This is a genomic window from Streptomyces sp. NPDC028635 (assembly GCF_040637635.1).
Lineage (GTDB): Bacteria > Actinomycetota > Actinomycetes > Streptomycetales > Streptomycetaceae > Streptomyces.
In genome coordinates this window covers 118,054-135,304 of the sequence record NZ_JBEZWX010000005.1, presented here as the reverse complement: position 1 = coordinate 135,304, position 17,251 = coordinate 118,054, and the positions used below count along the sequence as shown (strand labels likewise).

The window sequence follows — 17,251 nt, the reverse complement described above, 5'->3', positions numbered from 1 at the left end:
GCTGTTCCTCACGGACATCCTGAGCTGGCTCCTACGCGAATGCGACGTTGTAGAGGCCTGCGGCGATCGCGCCGCCGATCAGCGGACCGACCACCGGGATCCACGCGTAGGCCCAGTCCGAGCCGCCCTTGTTGGGCAGCGGCAGCAGGGCGTGCACGATGCGCGGGCCGAGGTCGCGGGCCGGGTTGATGGCGTAGCCGGTCGGGCCGCCGAGGGACAGACCGATCGAGACGACCACCAGCGCGGTGATCAGACCGCCCAGGATGCCGAGGCCGTTGCCCTTGTCGTTGAGGCCCTGGGTGAGGACCGCGAGGATCAGCACGACGGTGCCGATGATCTCCGTCAGCAGGTTCTGCACCGTGTTCCGGATCTCCGGACCGGTGGAGAAGACGCCCAGGACGGGGCCGGCGCCCTTCTCCTGCGCCTCGACGGCCTTGGCCGTGGTGGCCTGCGCGCCCGGACCGCCGACGATCTCCTTGTCGGTCAGGTGCGCCTGGAACTGGCCGTAGTAGGCCACCCAGACCAGTGCGGCACCGATCATGGCGCCGAGCAGCTGGCCGGCGAAGTACAGCGGGACGTTCGTCCAGTCACTGTCCTTGATCGCCAGGGCGACCGTCACGGCCGGGTTGAGGTGGGCACCGGAGAGCGGGCCGGAGATGTACACCGCCGTCATCACGGCGAAACCCCAGCCGAAGGCGATGGCGAGCCAGCCGGCGTTGCGGGCCTTGGAGGCCTTCAGGGTCACGGCGGCGCAGACGCCGCCGCCGAGGAGGATGAGAACGGCGGTACCTATGGTCTCGCCGATGAAGATGTCGGAGCTGGACACCCGCGACTCCTTTGTCCTTCGTCCAGGGGGGAAGCCGAACTCCCGGGTCCCGCCGGGGTTGCGGCGCCCTCGGGGGTGAGAGCGAAATCCGGCCCTTGGCGTTGTCACACTCTAGCGCGTATTGCCGGTAGGTGTTCGACAATGCCGACCGATGGACGGGAGTCTTGCTTCGCCTTCACAGGTGCGTCAAGAGGTCTGGGCGAGAGGTCTGGGTTCGAAAGCCTGATCGTTACTGATCGCCTCGCGCGGACGCCGCCGCGCGAGGGCACGACCGAGGGCCGGAGCGCGTTCCCGGCGCTCCGGCCCTCATGGTGATACGGCGTCCATGGCGGTGCGACGTCCATGGGGTACGGCGTCCATGGCGGTGCGCCCTTCATGGGGGTACGGCGTCCATGGCGGTGCGCCCTTCATGGGGGTACGGCGTCCATGGCGGTGCGCCCTTCATGGGGGCACGGCGTCCATGGCGGTACGGCGCCTCAGGGCAGCCCGGCGCCTCAGAAGCGCCCGGCGCCCAGATCCCGCGACACCGCGCGGGCGCAGTCCCGCACGGCCGCGATCAGCTCGGGCCGTAGCTCCCCGTCCCGGCGCAGCCGCTCCACGGCGCCGGTGATGCCCACCGCGCCCACCGGCATGCGCCGCCGGTCGTGGATGGGCGCGGCGATGGACGCGACGCCCTCCCAGGTCTCCTCCACATCGGCCGCGTAGCCACGCGCGCGGGTGACGTCGAGGAGGCGCTCGAAGCTCTCCAGATCGCACACCGTGCGGTCCGTGAAGGCCTTGCGGTCGGACTCCAGTGCCTCGCTGTGCGCCACCGGGTCGTACGCGGACAGCACCTTGCCCAGGGCCGTGGAGTGCAGCGGCTGCATCGCCCCGATCTCCAGCACTTGCCGGCTGTCGTCGGGCCGGAAGACGTGGTGCACGATCAGCACGCCCTGCTGGTGCAGCACGCCCAGGTAGACGCTCTCCCCGCTGGAACGGGCCAGATCGTCCGTCCAGACCAGGGCCCGCGCCCGCAGCTCGTGCACATCCAGATACGTCGTGCCCAGGCGCAGCAGCTCCGCGCCCAGCTGGTAGCGCCCGGAAGCCTCGTCCTGCTCCACGAACCCCTCCTGCTGGAGGGTGCGCAGGATGCCGTGCGCGGTGCCCTTGGCGAGGCCGAGCGCGGAGGCGATGTCCGACAGGCCCAGGCGCCGCTCGCCACCCCCGAGCAGCCGCAGCATCGCGGCCGCCCGCTCGAGCGACTGGATGTTCCGTGCCATCGCCGTCCTGCCTCCGTCCCCATCGACCGCTCACGCGCGGTGCTCCCACCGGCGTTCGGCAATGTCGAACACTACCGGTCCATGCCGACCTCCCGCCAATGGTCGGACGGTACTTGTTACGCCATGCGCGGCGTGTCGGCCACAACGGGGTGTCCCCGGGACGCCTCGCATCATCCCCCTTCGAGCGCCCCGCACCGCGCCCACCCGGGCCGGGTGTGCACGTCCCCTCGCCCGCGCGGCCCCTTTGACCTCGGCCGCCCGGGCCCTCTTCACTTCATCCGCCCGGCCCCTCTTCACCCGTTCGCCGCGCTCCCCCGGACCCGCCCGCGCGGCTGCTCACGGCCGTGCGTCTCCCGGCTCCGCCCGTCCGCCTCGTGGACGCTCTGCCCATCCTTGATGCGTCCCGGTTACGCTGGCGCCGTGCGCCTCGCCTGAAAACCGCCGCGAAGCCGCATAGCCGACAGCCGTCGCATCCAAGGGAGCCCCTTCATGGCCTCGTCGCCGCTGACCCCTTCCGCCGACAGCCGGACCCGTGTGTCCGCGCTCCGAGAGGCGCTCGCCACCCGTGTGGTGGTCGCCGACGGTGCGATGGGCACCATGCTCCAGGCGCAGGACCCCACCCTGGACGACTTCCAGCAGCTCGAGGGCTGCAACGAGATCCTGAACGTCACCCGCCCGGACATCGTGCGCTCGGTCCACGAGGAGTACTTCGCGGCCGGCGTGGACTGCGTGGAGACCAACACCTTCGGCGCCAACCACACGGCCGCCGCCGAGTACGAGATCTCCGACCGTGTCTTCGAGCTGTCCGAGGCCGGTGCGCGCATCGCCCGTGAGGTGGCCGACGAGTTCGCCGCCCGCGACGGCCGCCCCCGCTGGGTGCTCGGCTCGGTCGGACCCGGCACCAAGCTGCCCACGCTCGGCCACGTCGGCTACACGACCATCCGCGACGGCTACCAGGCGAACGCCGAGGGCCTGCTCGCGGGCGGCGCCGACGCCCTGATCGTGGAGACCACGCAGGACCTGCTGCAGACCAAGGCTTCCGTCGTCGCCGCCCGCCGCGCCATCGAGACGGCCGGTCTCGACGTGCCGCTGCTGGTGTCGATGGCGTTCGAGACGACCGGCACGATGCTGCTGGGCTCGGAGATCGGTGCGGCGCTGACCGCGCTGGAGCCACTGGGCATCGACATGATCGGTTTGAACTGCTCGACCGGCCCGGCGGAGATGAGCGAGCACCTGCGCTATCTGACCCGCCACTCCCGTATCCCGCTGCTCTGCATGCCGAACGCGGGTCTGCCGATCCTGACCAAGGACGGCGCGCACTTCCCGTTGGGGCCGGAGGGTCTGGCGGACGCGCAGGAGAACTTCGTCCGGGACTACGGGCTGTCCCTGGTGGGTGGCTGCTGCGGTACGACTCCGGAGCATCTGCGGCAGGTCGTGGAGCGGGTGCGGGGGCTGGCGCCGGGTGAGCGTGATCCGCGTCCGGAGCCGGGCGCGGCGTCGCTGTATCAGACGGTGCCGTTCCGGCAGGACACCGCCTACCTCGCGATCGGTGAGCGCACGAACGCCAACGGGTCGAAGAAGTTCCGTGAGGCGATGCTGGAGGGCCGCTGGGACGACTGTGTGGAGATGGCCCGCGAGCAGATCCGTGAGGGCGCGCACATGCTCGACCTGTGCGTGGACTACGTCGGCCGGGACGGCGTGGCGGACATGGAGGAGCTGGCGGGGCGGTTCGCGACGGCTTCGACGCTGCCGGTCGTGCTGGACTCCACGGAGGTGCCGGTGATCCGGGCCGGGCTGGAGAAGCTGGGCGGCCGTGCGGTGATCAACTCGGTGAACTACGAGGACGGTGACGGTCCCGAGTCCCGCTTCGCGAAGGTCACGGCTCTGGCGAAGGAGCACGGTGCGGCGCTGATCGCGCTGACCATCGACGAGGAGGGCCAGGCGCGCACGGCGGAGAAGAAGGTGGAGATCGCCGAACGGCTGATCGCCGACCTGACGGGGAACTGGGGCATCCGTGAGGAGGACATCCTCATCGACTGCCTGACCTTCACGATCTGTACCGGTCAGGAGGAGTCCCGCAAGGACGGCATCGCCACCATCGAGGGCATCCGCGAGCTCAAGCGCCGCCACCCCAACGTGCAGACCACCCTGGGCCTGTCCAACATCAGCTTCGGGTTGAACCCGGCCGCGCGGATCCTGCTGAACAGTGTGTTCCTGGACGAGTGTGTGAAGGCGGGGCTGGACTCGGCGATCGTGCACGCCTCGAAGATCCTGCCGATCGCCCGGTTCGACGAGGAGCAGGTGCGCACGGCGCTGGATCTGATCCATGACCGGCGTGCCGAGGGGTATGACCCGCTGCAGAAGCTGATGCAGCTGTTCGAGGGTGCGACGGCGAAGTCGCTGAAGGCGTCCAAGGCGCAGGAGCTGGCCGCGCTGCCGCTGGAGGAGCGTCTCAAGCGGCGCATCATCGACGGCGAACGCAACGGCCTGGAGGCCGACCTCGACGAGGCGCTGGCCTCCCGTTCCGCCCTCGACATCGTCAACGAGACGCTGCTGGACGGCATGAAGGTGGTCGGTGAGCTGTTCGGCTCGGGCCAGATGCAGCTGCCGTTCGTGCTCCAGTCGGCCGAGGTGATGAAGACTGCGGTGGCGCATCTGGAGCCGCACATGGAGAAGACGGACGAGGCGGGCAAGGGCACGATCGTGCTGGCCACGGTGCGCGGGGACGTGCACGACATCGGTAAGAACCTCGTCGACATCATCCTGTCCAACAACGGCTACAACGTGGTCAACCTGGGCATCAAGCAGCCCGTCTCCGCGATCCTGGAGGCCGCCGAGGAGCACCGGGCCGATGTGATCGGCATGTCCGGGCTGCTGGTGAAGTCGACGGTGATCATGAAGGAGAACCTGGAGGAGCTCAACCAGCGTGAGCTGGCCGGGAAGTATCCGGTCATCCTCGGCGGGGCCGCGCTGACCCGGGCGTATGTCGAGCAGGACCTGCACGAGATCTACCAGGGCGAGGTCCGCTACGCCCGGGACGCCTTCGAGGGGCTGCGTCTGATGGACGCGCTGATCGGCATCAAGCGGGGGGTGCCCGGGGCGAAGCTGCCGGAGCTGAAGCAGCGCCGGGTCAAGGCGGCCACCGTGCAGGTCGAGGAGCGGCCGCAGGAGGGGCATGTGCGCTCCGACGTGGCCGTCGACAACCCGGTGCCCGCCCCGCCGTTCTGGGGCACCCGCGTGATCAAGGGCATCCAGCTCAAGGAGTACGCCACCTGGCTCGACGAGGGCGCCCTGTTCAAGGGCCAGTGGGGGCTGAAGCAGGCCCGCACCGGCGAGGGCCCCACGTACGAGGAGCTGGTCGAGTCCGAGGGCCAGCCCCGGCTGCGCGGCCTGCTGGAGCGGCTGCAGACGGAGAACCTGCTGGAGGCGGCCGTCGTCTACGGCTACTTCCCGTGCGTGTCCAAGGACGATGACCTGATCGTCCTAGACGACGCCGGCAACGAGCGGACCCGGTTCACCTTCCCGCGCCAGCGCCGCGGCCGCCGGCTGTGCCTGGCCGACTTCTTCCGCCCGGAGGAGTCGGGGGAGACCGACGTCGTCGGCTTCCAGGTCGTCACCGTGGGCTCGCGCATCGGCGAGGAAACCGCGCGCATGTTCGAGGCCAACGCCTACCGGGACTACCTGGAGCTGCACGGCCTGTCCGTGCAGCTGGCGGAGGCCCTCGCCGAGTACTGGCACGCACGCGTGCGCTCCGAACTCGGTTTCGCCGGGGAGGACCCGGCCGAGATCGAGGGCATGTTCGAGCTGAAGTACCGCGGTGCCCGTTTCTCGCTGGGCTACGGCGCCTGCCCCGACCTGGAGGACCGCGCCAAGATCGCCGATCTGCTCCAGCCGGAGCGCATCGGCGTGCACCTGTCCGAGGAGTTCCAGCTCCACCCCGAGCAGTCCACGGACGCCATCGTGATCCACCACCCGGAGGCGAAGTACTTCAACGCACGGTGACCCCGCTCGACGGCCCGTGACCGGCATCTCGGGCACGTCGATCGAAAACGTCGTACACTGGTCGGTCCACCGCAGGCCGGTTCCCGTCGGGAACCGGCCTGATCGTCCCCAAGGAGGTACGCCGGATGACGACGACGGTCCCCGCACCCGGTACCAAGACGGCCGAAGGCTCCGCACTGCAGGCCGTGCTCCTGGACATGGACGGCACTCTGGTGGACACCGAGGGCTTCTGGTGGGACGTCGAGGTCGAGGTCTTCGCCGCCCTCGGCCACACCCTCGACGACGCATGGCGCCATGTCGTGGTCGGCGGTCCCATGACCCGCAGCGCGGGGTTCCTGATCGAGGCGACGGGCGCCGACATCCCCCTCGCCGAGCTGACCGTCCTGCTCAACCAGGGCTTCGAGGACCGTATCGGCGAGGCGCTGCCGCTGATGCCGGGCGCCGCCCGGCTGCTGGCGGAGCTCCACGAGCAGGGCGTGCCGACGGCCCTGGTCTCCGCCTCGCACCGCCGCATCATCGACCGCGTGCTGACCACGCTCGGCCCCCACCACTTCTCGCTGAGCATCGCCGGGGACGAGGTCTCCCGCACCAAACCGCACCCCGACCCCTACCTGCTCGCCGCAGCCGGCCTGGGCGTCGATCCGACGCGCTGCGCCGTCGTCGAGGACACCGCGACCGGCGTCGCGGCAGCCGAGGCCGCGGGCTGCCACGTCGTCGCGGTGCCCTCCGTGGCCCCCATCGGCCCGGCCGCCCGGCGCACCGTCGTGACCTCGCTGGAAGAAGTCGATCTCGCTTTTCTGCGCGGCCTGATGACGGAAATGCGATAACCGTTCACCCAGCGTGTCCCGCCCCATTGGCGGGAAATTCCACTCGGGGACGACAGGGGCGCGCCGGCGGAAATTCACGGCGCGCGGCCGGGTGAATTGCACCCCCCGCACACCCCGCGCGCGTGTGACGTTCCCCACGCCCGACAGCGGCGGACAGGGGTGGACCCGCCGCCGTTCACCCCCAACGGCGGCCGCAGGGCGCACCCTTGTGTCCCGATTGATGAAACCCTGCACGAATCCTTCCCCTGTCGGGTTTTCGTTGTGTCCCCGCCCGGTTTCGCAGCGTGATGGGGCCTCGGCTGCACGGCCGGCGGACCGCCTCGCGGGCGCGGACTAATCTCATCGCGAGAACATCGCCCCTTACCCCCGTGCTCCGCTGCGCCACCCCTGCATGCCGGATACACGGAGTCAGACGCTCTGGAGAAACTCGAGCATGAACCGCAAGACTTTGGTGCTGCCGGCCGTGGCCGGACTGCTCGCTCCCGTGCTCGCCGCGTGCGGCAGCACCGACGGCAGCAGCAGCGGCGGGAAGGCCATCGTCGTCGGCACCACGGACCGGTTCACCGCCACGAAGGACGCCCCGGCACCGCTCGACCCGGCCTACGCCTACGACGTCGGCAGTTGGAACATCCTGCGCCAGACCGTGCAGACCCTGATGACGCTGCCCAAGGGGGGCGGGCAGCCGGTACCCGAGGCGGCCCAGAGCTGCGGCTTCACCGACAGCGGCAACGAGCGCTTCGCCTGCAAGCTGCGCGACGGACTGACATTCGCGGGCGGCGACGCCGTCACCGCGAACGCCGTGAAGTACTCCATCGACCGGGCCCGCGCCATCCAGGCCGACTCCGGCGTCGCGGCCCTGCTGTCCACCATCGACACCGTCGAGACGCAGGGCGACAAGGAGGTCGTCTTCCACCTGAAGACCGCCGACGCGACCTTCCCCTACAAGCTGTCCACCCCCGTCGCGGGCATCGTCGACCCCGCCGACTACCCCAAGGACAAGCTGCGCGAAGGGTTCACGGTGGACGGCTCCGGGCCGTACACCCTGAAGGCCGAGACCAGCGGCGACTCCATGACCAAGGCCGTCTTCACCAAGAACCCCGACTACAAGGGGTCCTTGACCGTGAACAACGACAAGGTCGAACTGGACTCCTTCGACAGCGCCGACGCCATGGGCGCGGCCCTCGAGAAGGGCGACATCGACCTCATGAGCCGCACCATGTCCCCGGACCAGGTGCGCAAGCTGCAGGGCGGCTCCGGAAAGAACATCGACCTGCTCGACATGCCCGGCCTGGAGATCCGCTACCTCGCCTTCAACACCGACGCCCCGTCCGTCAAGGACAAGGCGGTACGCCAGGCCGTCGCCCAGGTCGTCGACCGCAGCGCCCTGGTCTCCCAGGTGTACGGCACCCAGGCCGAGGCCCTGTACTCGCTGGTCCCGGCGACCGTCACCGGCCACTCCAACTCGTTCTTCAACAAGTACGGGGAGCCCAGCGCCACCAAGGCCAAGTCGCTGCTGGCGAAGGCCGGCATCTCCACCCCGGTCAAGCTGACCCTGCACTACACCACCGACCACTACGGCGCGGTCACCAAGCGGGAGTTCGAGGTGCTCCAGCAGCAGCTCAACTCCAGCGGCCTGTTCGACGTCCAGCTCCAGGGCACGCCCTGGGAAGCCTTCGTCCCCGCCGAGCGCAAGGGCGCCTACGACGTGTGGGGCATGGGCTGGTTCCCGGACTTCCCGGACGCCGACAACTACCTCGCGCCGTTCCTCGACAAGGACAACTTCCTCAAGTCGCCGTACCGCAACAGCGAGATCATCAACCACCTGATCCCGCAGTCCCGGCGCGAGGCCGACCGCCTCGCCGCCGGGCGGAGCCTGACGGACATCCAGGACATCGTGGCCGACGACGTGCCCGTTCTGCCGCTGTGGCAGGGTAAGCAGTACGTCGCAGCGCGCGACGACATCACGGGCACCGCCTACGCCCTCAACAACACCTCGACCCTGCAGCTGTGGGAGCTCGGCCGCGGTGTGAGCGGCTGACGCACCCCGTGCCCGGGGCCCGTCGAAGGGCCCCGGGTTGACGGAGAACCGAAGACAAGGCACACGTACGTGAACATGCGCAACCAGTGGCCGGTCCTGCCCATCGTGGCCGGGCTGGCCTCCGGCCTGTTGACCGGATGCGGAACGGAGAACGGCGATTCCGGGGGCACCGGGTCCGCCGTGGTCATGGGGATGTCCGACGACGTCCTGGCCACGGACCCCGCCTCGGGCTACGACCCCGGTTCCTGGCTGTTGTTCAACAACGTCTTCCAGTCGCTGCTCAGCTTCCCGGAGGGAGCCACCGAGCCGCAGCCCGAGGCGGCGAAGCAGTGCGGCTTCACCGACACCCAGGCCCAGGTCTACCGGTGCACCCTCAAGGACGACCTGAAGTTCAGCAACGGTGACGCGCTCACCTCGAAGGACGTGAAGTTCTCCTTCGACCGCATGCTGAAGATCAACGACGCGGCCGGCCCGGCGGTCATGTTCCCCTCGCTCGCCTCGGTGGAGACGCCGGACGACAAGACGGTCGTCTTCCAGCTCAAGACCTCCGACGCGACCTTCCCCAGCAAGATCGCCTCGGGTGCCGGATCCATCGTCGACCACAGCCAGTACGACGCCAACGGTCTGCGCAAGGACGGCAAGGCCGTCGGCTCCGGCCCGTACAAGCTGGACTCCTTCAACGATGAAGAGGCCGTCTTCTCGGTCAACGGCAACTACGAGGGCACCGCCAAGGTGAAGAACTCCGGCGTCACGCTGAAGTTCTTCCACGGCGACCAGAAGGCCCTGAAGCAGGCCCTCCTCGACGGCAAGGTCGACGCCGCCTACCGAGGCCTGAGCGCGACCGACATCGCCGACATCCAGAAGAGCGGCGGCAGTTCGGGCGTCGAGGTGGTCGAGGGCAGCAGCGCCGAGGTCCAGCACCTGGTCTTCAACATGAACGACCCGGTCGCCGGAAAGGCCGGCGTGCGCAAGGCCATCGCCCACCTCATCGACCGCGACGCCCTCATCCGGGACGTCTACCAGGGCACCGCGACCCCGCTGTACTCGATCATCCCGGCCGGAATCGCGGGCCACACCACATCGTTCTTCAACACCTACGGCGCCCGCCCCTCCCAGGCCAAGGCCAAGCAGGCACTGCGCGCCGCGGGCATCACCGACAAGGTCAAGCTCACCCTGTGGTCCACGCCGGCGCGCTACGGCCCCGCCACCGACGCGGAACTGAAGGCGATAGCCGGCCAGCTCAACGCCAGCGGACTGTTCGAGGCCGACGTGAAGTCGGTGGCCTTCGACCAGTACGAGAAGGACATCGCGGCCGGCAAGTACGGCGTCTACGTCAAGGGCTGGGTGCCCGACTACCCGGACGCCGACAACTTCACCGCTCCCTTCTTCGGCAAGGGCAACGTGCTGGGCAACAACTACGGCAACAAGACCATCACCGGCACGCTCATCCCGCGCACCGCGGCCCAGAGCGACCGCGCCTCCACCGGCAAGGAGTACGGCGAGCTGCAGGACATCGTCGCCGACGACGTGCCGGTCCTGCCCGTGTGGCAGGGCAAGCAGTACGCGGTGGTGCGCGACGGCGTCTACGGCCTCGAGTCCTGCCTCGACGCCTCGACCGTGTTCCGCTTCTGGGAGCTGCACAAGGGCTGACCGCCGGCTCCCCCGCCGAGCGCCGGCCCCCGCGCCGGCCGCCCGGCCACGAACGAAAGAGCGCCCCTTGCCCCGGACATCCGGGGGAGGGGCGCCCTCACGAGGCGTGGAGAGAAGGGGCGTTCTACTGGGCGCCGGGGCGCACCAGGCCGCTCTCGTAGGCGTACACCGCGGCCTGCACGCGGTCGCGCAGGCCCAGCTTCGTCAGCACGTGGCCCACATGCGTCTTGACGGTGGTCTCGCTGACGAACAGGTCGGCGGCGATCTCGGCGTTCGACAGCCCCCGCGCCACCAGCTTCAGCACCTCGACCTCACGGTCGGTCAGCGTGTGCAGCGTGTCCGGCACCGGCTCCTCGCCGGACGGCAGGTGGGTGGCGTACTTGTCGAGCAGCCGCCGGGTGATGCTCGGCGCGAGCATCGCCTCGCCGCCGGCCACCACACGGATCGCCTGCACCAGCTCGTTCGCCGGCGCGTCCTTCAGCAGGAAGCCGCTCGCCCCCGCACGCAGCGCCTCCACCACGTACTCGTCGAGGTCGAAGGTCGTCAGCACCAGCACCTTCGCCGGACCGTTGCGCTCCGGTCCGGTGATCTGCCGGGTCGCCTCCACGCCGTCCATGCGGGGCATGCGGATGTCCATCAGCACCACGTCGGGCTGCAGGGCGCGCACCTGGTCGAGTGCCTGGAGGCCGTCCCCGGCCTCGCCGACGACCGCGATGTCCTGCTCGGCCTCCAGGATCATCCGGAAGCCCGTACGCAGCAGCGGCTGGTCGTCGACCAGTAGGACACGGATGGCCACGTAAGTCTCCTTCGCTCGTCCGGGCCCATTCTGCCCTGCACCCGCCACCCGGACCGCCCCCGGGGCAGCCGGCGCCGATCCTCCGGGGTCGCGCCGCGCCGTGCGGGGCGGACCGGCGGCTCAGGCGCCGCCGGAGCCGGCCGTACGCACCGGCAGCGGATACGGCGGGGGAGTGCCGCCGAACTCCGGACAGTGCGCCTGGTGGTCGCACCAGCCGCACAGCTTCGTCGGCCGCGGCCGCCACTCACCGGTCTCGGTGGCCCGCCGGATCGCGTCCCACAGCGCCAGCAGCTTGCGCTCCACCCGCTCCAGGTCGGCGAGGACCGGATCGTAGGTCAGGACGTCACCACTGCCGAGGTACACCAGCTGCAACCGCCGGGGAACGACGTTCTTCAGCCGCCACACGACGAGGGCGTAGAACTTCATCTGGAACAGCGCGCCCTCGGCGTACTCGGGCCGCGGCGCCTTGCCGGTCTTGTAGTCGACGATCCGCACCTCACCGGTGGGCGCGACGTCCACCCGGTCGATGATGCCGCGCAGGGTCAGCCCCGACTCCAGCTCCGCCTCGACGAACAGCTCACGCTCCGCCGGCTCCAGACGCGTCGGATCCTCCAGCGTGAACCAGCGCTCCACGAGCTGTTCGGCCTCCGCCAGCCACCGCGCCAGGCGCTCACCGTCCGGATCGTCGGCGAACAGCTCGGTGACCTCCGGGCGGCTCTCCCGCAGCCGCTCCCACTGGCCCGGGATCAGTGACTTGGCGCGCGGCGCGGTCCGCTCGGCCGCAGGGGCGTCGAACAGCCGCTCCAGCACCGCGTGCACCAGCGTGCCCCGCGTGGCCGCCGCGCTCGGCTTCTCCGGCAGCCGGTCGATCACCCGGAACCGGTACAGCAGCGGGCACCGCATGAAGTCACCCGCGCGGGAGGGCGACAGGCTGACGGGCGCCGTGCGGTCCGGCCGCGGTGCGACGGGGGCGACGGCCTCCGGATGCCCGTCCTCCGCCGAGGACGAGGGAAGAGCCGCCACGGCCAGCACGTCATCACCGGCCGTGAGCACGGCGGGCTCGGCGGCGGAGCCGACGGTTCCCGGGGACGCGATGGAGGGGACAGCGGCTTCCGAGGACCCGCCGGCGGCAACGGCCTCCGAGCACGCGGTGGCGGTGGGCTCCGGGCCGGCGGTGTCTGCGGGTTCCGAGGGCGTCACGGGGGCAGCGGCTTCCGAGGGCGCGACGGCGGTGGGCTCCGGGCCGGCGGCCTCTGCGGGTTCCGAGGGCGCGACGGGGGCAGCTGCCTCCGAGGGCGCGATCTCGGTGGGCTCCGGGTCGGCGGTGTCTGCGGGGCCCGAGGGCGCGACCTCCGTGGGCTCCGGGCCGGACGCCTCTGCGGGGCCCGAGGGCGCAGCGGCCGGGGCGTCGGGCTGCGAGGACGCGTCGGCTGCGGGTTCCGGGGACGCGTCGGCTGCCGGTCGTATCGACGGCATGTCCGCCGCCGCGACCCCGCGCCCCGTCTCCTGGCCCGGCACCGTCGCGGCGAGGGGCCCGTGCGCCCCCGCCACGCCTGGCGCGTCCGGGCGCGGCGCCACCGTACCGGTGTCGCCGCCGCCCTGCCCGGCCGTGTCCTCGCTGCTCGTCTCCATGCCCCAAGACCTTAAGGCCCGCCACTGACAGTGACCCAACCCGCGGCGCCGCCGGTGGCGTACGGCACGGCGAACACAGGGGGTGCCGGGGCGGAACACGCCGCGACGGACGCATACCATCGACCCGAGACCGCTTCCGGCCGGCCGGCTCGGAAGACGCTGCGATCGAGGGGACCACGTGGACGAGAGCGGCCGGAGCGCGCAGCCGCGGTCGGGCGACGACGAGGCGGCCGAGCCCCACACCGGCCTGCCCACCCCGCCCGCCGCCCCCGCACACCCCGACCCCGCCGATCCCCCCGGGTCGTCCGGCCAGGCCGGCCCGGAGGACGCCACCCCCGCCGACGCCCCGGCCCCCGGCCCCTCCGCCACCCACTCCGGCGACGAGCCGACCCCCGGGGAGCCTCCCGCCCGGGACGGCTCCACGAAACCGGCCCGGCCCGCGCCCTCCGGCGACGAACCGGCACCGGCCCGGCCCCACGCCGCGCCGGCCGGCGACGACGCGCCCTCCGGCGCGGCCCCGGTCCCCGACGCCCCCGTGACGCCCGCCCCCGGCGAGGCCGCCGCGCCCGGGCGCGACCCGCACACCCCCCGCAATGCCGAGCGGGCCCACCACATCGCCGGTCAGGATCAGCACCCCGACCGCAGCCACGCCCACGCGGGACCCGGCGGACGCCCCCCGCGGCCGCCGGAGCCGCGCAGCGGGCTGCTCATGGGCCGCCCCTTCGGCGTGCCCGTGTACGTCGCGCCCAGCTGGTTCCTCGTCGCCGCGCTGATCACCTGGGTCTTCGGCGGCCAGCTCGACCGCGTGCTGCCCGACCTCGGCGCCGCCCGCTACCTCGTCTCCCTCTTCTTCGCCGTCGCCTTCTACGCCTCCGTGCTCGTGCACGAGCTGGCCCACACCGTCGCCGCCCTGCGCTTCAAGCTCCCGGTGCGCCGCATCCGGCTGCAGTTCTTCGGCGGCGTCAGCGAGATCGAGAAGGAGGCCGAGAGCCCCGGACGGGAGTTCGTCCTGGCCTTCGTCGGCCCGCTGCTCTCCCTCGTCCTCGCCGGCGTGTTCTACCTCGCCATGCAGCCCGTCGAACCCGGCACCGTCCCCGGCGTCCTGCTCGCCGGCCTGATGGTCTCCAACCTCATCGTGGCGATCTTCAACTTCCTGCCCGGCCTGCCCCTCGACGGCGGCCGCATGCTCCGCGCCGTCGTCTGGAAGATCACCGGCAGGCCCATGAGCGGCACCATCGCCGCCGCCTGGGTCGGCCGCGCCCTCGCCGTCTCCGTCCTGATCGGCCTGCCGCTGCTCACCCAGTCCGGCGCCCTCGGCTCCACCGCCGAGGACAGCGTCGGCATGGACACCGTCACCGACGCCCTGCTCGCCGCCATCCTCGCCGCGATCATCTGGACCGGCGCCGGCAACAGCCTGCGCGTCGCCCGCCTGCGCGAGCACCTGCCCGAGCTGCGTGCCCGCAACCTCACCCGCCGCGCGGTCCCCGTCCACACCGACACCCCGCTCTCCGAGGCCCTGCGCCGCGCCAACGAGGCCGGCGCCCGCGCCCTCGTCGTCGTCGACACCGACGGCGAACCCCTCTCCCTCGTCCGCGAGGCCGCCATCGTCGGCGTACCCGAACACCGCCGCCCCTGGGTCACGGCCGGCAACCTCGCCCAGGACCTCACCGACGGCATGCGCGTCTCCGCCGAACTGGCCGGCGAGGACCTCCTGGAAGTCCTGCGCGCCACCCCCGCCACCGAATACCTCGTGGTCGAGGACACCGGCGAGATCTACGGCGTCCTGTCCGCCGCCGACGTCGAGCGCGCCTTCGTCAAGGCCATGGCCCGCCCCAGCTGAGCCCCGCGCACCCCGGCCGGGGTGTGGTCCTCGGCCCCCGCAAACCCCGGTAGGCTGGTCACATGTCCGAACCGACCGGTGCCGCCCGCCGACGCGGGCCCTTCAAGGTCGGGGACCAGGTACAGCTGACCGACCCCAAGGGCCGCCACTACACGTTCACGCTCGAGGCCGGGAAGAACTTCCACACCCACAAGGGGAGCTTCCCGCACGACGAACTGATCGGCGCTCCCGAGGGCAGCGTTGTCCGCACCACCGGCAACGTCGCCTACCTCGCGCTGCGCCCCCTGCTCCCCGACTACGTCCTGTCCATGCCCCGCGGGGCAGCCGTCGTCTACCCGAAGGACGCGGGTCAGATCCTCGCCTTCGCCGACATCTTCCCCGGCGCCCGCGTCGTGGAGGCCGGCGTCGGCTCGGGCTCCCTCAGCAGCTTCCTGCTGCGGGCCATCGGCGACCAGGGCATGCTGCACAGCTACGAGCGCCGCGAGGACTTCGCGGAGATCGCCCAGCAGAACGTGGAACGCTACTTCGGCGGCCCGCACCCGGCCTGGCAGCTCACCGTCGGCGACCTCCAGGACAACCTGTCCGACACCGACGTCGACCGCGTCATCCTCGACATGCTCGCCCCCTGGGAGTGCCTCGAGGCCGTCTCCAAGGCGCTGGTGCCCGGCGGCATCCTCTGCTGCTACGTCGCCACCACCACCCAGCTCGCCCGGACCGTGGAATCCATCCGGGAGCTCGGCGGCTTCAACGAGCCGACCGCCTGGGAGACCATGATCCGCAACTGGCACATCGAGGGCCTGGCCGTACGCCCGGACCACCGGATGATCGGCCACACCGGCTTCCTCCTCACCGCCCGCCGCCTCGCCGACGGCGTCGAGCCGCCCATGCGCCGCCGCCGCCCCGCCAAGGGCGCCTACGGCGAGGACTACAGCGGCCCCAACGCCGACGGCGGCCTCGGCCGCTGAGGCACGCCCCACCACGGCAACGCACCGGCGCCGTGGCCCAGTTCCCGCACCCCGCGCGGAACTCGGCCACGGCGCCGTCGTCTTGCGCCCGCGTCACACCGGCGGGAACCCGGGCGCACCCCGCCGTTCCGCCTCACTGTGACGTGTGGCACCATGCAGGCCACCCCCACCGGCACAGCCCTCACAGGAGACACTCCTAGTGCAGCACTCCGCCGTCCCGGAACTGGCCCACACGCACACCCGTCCCATCCACTGGCTCGCGACCGCCACCGCCCTCGCCGGCGTCGTCGCGCTGTCCTCCCTGCTGCAACCCCGCACGGCCACGGCTGCCCCGACGCCGGGCGCGGAAACCACCACCGTCGCCGCCCCCGCCACCACCGGTGTGGCCTTCCCCCTGGACTGCGGCCCCGTCAAGGCCGTCGTCGTCAAGCAGGCCACCGGCGACCTCGACGGCGACCACCGGCCCGAGACCGTCGCCGTCGTGCACTGCGACGCCCCCATGGGCACCCCGCCCGACGGCGTCTACGTCCTCACGCACGCGTCCGGCACCGGCCGGCCCCGCATCGTCGCGACCCTGGCCGACCCCAAGGACCGCACCGACGTCAGCGACATCGCCGTACACGACCGGGCCGTGCACGCCACGCTGCTCGGCTACTCCTCCGACGACGTGCCCGCCTGCTGCCCCGACGTCCGCCGGAGCGTGAAGTGGCAGTGGAAGGACGGGACGTTCGTCCGCTCCACCCCGGCCCAGGCGCACAGCGTGTGATCCACGTCACTGTGCTGTGAGAAACCAGACACACCGCAGGGCGGTCACGCGCGCGTCGCGCGAGACCGCCCTCGAAAGCGTCTTGAAGACGACTTAACCCCCGGCGCCCGGACGGTCACTCCGCGTCGGGGCCGTAGACCTCGACCCCGTCGCCGACCCGGCGCACATGGATGCACTCACCCGGGCACTCACGGGCCGAATCCACCACGTCCGTCAGCAACGGCAACGGCACCGGCGTCGTCGCCCCCGGCGCCTGCAGCAGCTCGTCTCCCGCACCCTTGACGTAGGCCAGACCGTCGATGTCCAGCTCGAACACCTCCGGCGCGTACTGGGCGCAGATGCCGTCGCCGGTACACAGGTCCTGATCGATCCAGACCTCCAGCGCCTCGTCCGCGGACGCGGCCTCCTGCTGCACGACTCACCTCTCCTGCCGTTTACGGTCGAGCCGCACGGGAACGATGCAGGCTCTGACGGGTGTTGAACACTTCGACCCTACCTGGGCCCGCTTTCCAATCATGTTCGGTGGGTATTCCCCTGGCGTGAGGGAGAGCGCAAGGGTGAAGATCGGACACACCCCGACCGTCTTTGTGATCTAGGGGTTTCAATCGACACCCGCCCAGGTAGGGTCTGGAAGCGTCCAGCTCCCCTTG

Annotated in this window: 12 protein-coding genes; 7 read left to right on the top strand and 5 right to left on the bottom strand. The window is 71.2% G+C overall.

Features of this window, described 5'->3' with window-relative positions; translation table 11 throughout:
* Positions 1–31: 31 nt before the first annotated feature.
* The gene (locus AB0E88_RS07775; RefSeq protein WP_361625516.1) at positions 32–826 is read right to left on the bottom strand and encodes an MIP/aquaporin family protein; all 795 of its coding nucleotides are present in this window, start codon (positions 824–826) and stop codon (positions 32–34) included.
* 494 nt (positions 827–1,320) lie between these two features.
* Positions 1,321–2,085, bottom strand: coding sequence for an IclR family transcriptional regulator (locus tag AB0E88_RS07770; protein WP_361625513.1), 765 nt, complete (start codon positions 2,083–2,085; stop codon positions 1,321–1,323).
* Between the two features lie 489 nt (positions 2,086–2,574).
* Between AB0E88_RS07770 and metH the strand changes: the two genes are divergently transcribed.
* The 4 genes from metH (at position 2,575) to AB0E88_RS07750 (ending at position 10,602) form a co-directional block, all read left to right on the top strand.
* Positions 2,575–6,087, top strand: coding sequence for a methionine synthase (gene metH / locus AB0E88_RS07765; protein ID WP_361625510.1), 3,513 nt, complete (start codon positions 2,575–2,577; stop codon positions 6,085–6,087).
* A 125-nt stretch (positions 6,088–6,212) separates the two neighbouring features.
* Positions 6,213–6,914, top strand: a complete 702-nt coding sequence (locus AB0E88_RS07760; RefSeq protein ID WP_361625507.1) for an HAD family phosphatase — start codon at positions 6,213–6,215, stop codon at positions 6,912–6,914.
* Positions 6,915–7,347: 433 nt separating this feature from the next.
* Positions 7,348–8,952, top strand: a complete 1,605-nt coding sequence (locus AB0E88_RS07755) for an ABC transporter substrate-binding protein (RefSeq protein WP_361625504.1) — start codon at positions 7,348–7,350, stop codon at positions 8,950–8,952.
* A gap of 69 nt (positions 8,953–9,021) precedes the next feature.
* Positions 9,022–10,602, top strand: coding sequence for an ABC transporter substrate-binding protein (locus AB0E88_RS07750; protein WP_361625501.1), 1,581 nt, complete (start codon positions 9,022–9,024; stop codon positions 10,600–10,602).
* Between the two features lie 124 nt (positions 10,603–10,726).
* Here AB0E88_RS07750 and AB0E88_RS07745 read toward each other — a convergent pair whose 3' ends face one another.
* Both AB0E88_RS07745 and AB0E88_RS07740 read right to left on the bottom strand, forming a co-directional pair.
* The gene (locus AB0E88_RS07745; RefSeq protein WP_361625498.1) at positions 10,727–11,398 is read right to left on the bottom strand and encodes a response regulator transcription factor; all 672 of its coding nucleotides are present in this window, start codon (positions 11,396–11,398) and stop codon (positions 10,727–10,729) included.
* Positions 11,399–11,518: 120 nt separating this feature from the next.
* A complete protein-coding gene (locus AB0E88_RS07740; RefSeq protein WP_361625956.1) occupies positions 11,519–12,493 on the bottom strand; it encodes a RecB family exonuclease in 975 nt (324 codons plus the stop codon).
* A 715-nt stretch (positions 12,494–13,208) separates the two neighbouring features.
* Between AB0E88_RS07740 and AB0E88_RS07735 the strand changes: the two genes are divergently transcribed.
* The 3 genes from AB0E88_RS07735 (at position 13,209) to AB0E88_RS07725 (ending at position 16,601) form a co-directional block, all read left to right on the top strand.
* The gene (locus AB0E88_RS07735) at positions 13,209–14,870 is read left to right on the top strand and encodes a site-2 protease family protein (protein WP_361625495.1); all 1,662 of its coding nucleotides are present in this window, start codon (positions 13,209–13,211) and stop codon (positions 14,868–14,870) included.
* 62 nt (positions 14,871–14,932) lie between these two features.
* Positions 14,933–15,835 carry a tRNA (adenine-N1)-methyltransferase gene (locus tag AB0E88_RS07730; RefSeq protein ID WP_361625492.1) on the top strand — a complete coding sequence of 301 codons (903 nt, stop codon included), beginning with the start codon at positions 14,933–14,935 and terminating at the stop codon, positions 15,833–15,835.
* A 199-nt stretch (positions 15,836–16,034) separates the two neighbouring features.
* Positions 16,035–16,601, top strand: a complete 567-nt coding sequence (locus tag AB0E88_RS07725) for a hypothetical protein (RefSeq protein WP_361625489.1) — start codon at positions 16,035–16,037, stop codon at positions 16,599–16,601.
* 115 nt (positions 16,602–16,716) lie between these two features.
* On the opposite strand, the gene AB0E88_RS07720 is transcribed toward AB0E88_RS07725, so the two are convergent.
* Complete coding sequence (locus tag AB0E88_RS07720; protein ID WP_361625486.1) at positions 16,717–17,016, bottom strand: ferredoxin; 300 nt, start codon at positions 17,014–17,016, stop codon at positions 16,717–16,719.
* Positions 17,017–17,251: the final 235 nt, after the last annotated feature.